The following is a 1711-nucleotide window of genomic DNA, read 5'->3' as shown; positions in this document are numbered from 1 at the left end:
GCCAGCGTCTATTTACTCGATACGGAACATAGGATTACCTATAATAGGCAGCGGGGGTTTAAAAACAGGTCTCGACATCGCAAAAGCGATAGTGCTGGGTGCTGATGCGGGAGGCATAGCGCGTGAGCTGTTGCCTTATGCTACAAAATCTACTGAAAGTGTCATGGGAAGGATTGAAGAGATAATCTATGAATTAAAAGCTACAATGTTCCTAGTAAATGCCAAAAATATCAGAGAGCTTCAAAATAAGAGATTTATAGTGCATAACAGAACTAAAGACTGGATTGAAAATCTATGAAAATAGTAAGCGAACGGGTTGAAGTATGTCCGGTATGTAATAAAAAAAGTTTAAAATGCCTGGATTTTGAAGATGAAATACCATATTTTGGTCGCGTTATGAACATGCTTGTGAGCTGTGAAAACTGCGGGTACAAGCATACAGATTTTATATTTTTAGAAGAGCATGAGCCATTGAGATTAGAGATTCAGGTATCAGGCGCCGAAGATCTTAAAATAAGGGTTGCAAGGTCTGCGCATGCGACCATTACAGTGCCAGAGCTGGGATTGACAGTGCAGCCGATAACTATGGGTGACGCATATATAAGCAATGTTGAAGGTGTTTTTTCGAGAATAATAAAGATAATAATGCAGTTATACAGGGATTCGTCAGGGGAGGAAAAAGATAAGCTGTTAGAGCTCCTGAAAAAAATAGGGTTAATGCGCGTTGGCAAGATTACTCTTACGCTCGTAATTGAAGATCCTACAGGTAACAGCAAGATTGTAAGCGAGAAAGTAAAAATCACGAAAAAAGTTATATCTTAATACCTGTTATCTAATATTATGGAACCTATTGAGCAATATGTAAAGTTACTTGAAAAGAGCATACCTTCAGAGAGCATGTTCATAGAGGCGTTGCAAGATCTTATGAAAGACGAGATCAAAGATTATATTAAAGAAAAAATAGATAAAAACGCAGAATTGAAAAAAGAGATTAAAGAGGCTATAAGACAGTACTTGGAAGCAAAGTTAAAAGAGGTAAACGCAATCACGATGCTGAGCAAGGTGGCGGCGGAACTGGGGCTGGCAATAATGCCAGGGGACTTGAAAGATCAGTTTTTAAAGAGCATAGTATCAGTGTTTAGCAAAGAGATTGACAAAACAATAGACAAAACTATTTAACAAGTTCCCATTTTTTATCTGTTTTGTTGATGATTTTCCTAAGCTCCAGATCTTTTAACAGCTCACTTATCAAGCTTTCTTTAACATTAATCTGGAAGTTTGATAGAAGAGTTGCTTTAATAGTTTTGATATCCAATTCACCTTCTGTCAAAGTTCTGGGAATAAGGTTTCTGAGATCTTCATAAACGTTCCATGGAAATATGAACCATGTCCAGTTCTCTTCAGTCACTATCTCTGAATAGTAGTCTGGTTCAAAAGAAGAATGGGTAATATGCAGTAATGTGGCGGTTTTTACAATTGAGGGAGAGAAACCGCTTATATGATCAAACGCGATTTTTAGGCTTTTGCCAGTGTCTGTAATATCATCTACAACCAGCACTTTCTTGCCATTGATCGGAACCTGAAGTGGCTGGGTCAACCGCGCTTTGCCGTCAACGGCGGCAGTAATGCCCCAGTGTTCAGTCTTAACACTATACAGATCCTTGATCTGCAGCATATCAGAGATCAGCCTTGCAGGAACCAATCCTCCTCG

At 38.9% G+C, this 1711-nt stretch carries 4 protein-coding genes; 3 read left to right on the top strand and 1 reads right to left on the bottom strand.

Features of this window, described 5'->3' with window-relative positions; translation table 11 throughout:
* The 3 genes from QXQ25_04475 to QXQ25_04465 form a co-directional block, all read left to right on the top strand.
* Positions 1 to 298, top strand: a 298-nt coding sequence (locus QXQ25_04475) for an alpha-hydroxy-acid oxidizing protein (GenBank protein MEM0160961.1), incomplete at its 5' end; no start/stop codon positions are given.
* Positions 295 to 822, top strand: a complete 528-nt coding sequence (locus tag QXQ25_04470) for a ZPR1 zinc finger domain-containing protein (protein ID MEM0160960.1) — start codon at positions 295 to 297, stop codon at positions 820 to 822. The genes QXQ25_04475 and QXQ25_04470, both read left to right, overlap by 4 nt.
* 18 nt (positions 823 to 840) lie before the next feature.
* Positions 841 to 1179: a DUF3387 domain-containing protein gene (locus tag QXQ25_04465; protein MEM0160959.1), complete on the top strand. Its 339-nt coding sequence runs from the start codon at positions 841 to 843 to the stop codon at positions 1177 to 1179.
* Here the strand turns inward: QXQ25_04465 and QXQ25_04460 are convergent.
* Positions 1172 to 1711, bottom strand: a 540-nt coding sequence (locus QXQ25_04460; GenBank protein MEM0160958.1) for a phosphoribosyltransferase, incomplete at its 5' end; no start/stop codon positions are given. The two genes, QXQ25_04465 and QXQ25_04460, sit on opposite strands and share 8 nt — an antisense overlap.

It is taken from the genome of Thermoplasmata archaeon (assembly GCA_038729465.1).
Classification (GTDB): domain Archaea; phylum Thermoplasmatota; class Thermoplasmata; order Thermoplasmatales; family ARK-15; genus JAVRLB01.
This window is presented reverse-complemented; position numbering and strand designations above follow the sequence as displayed.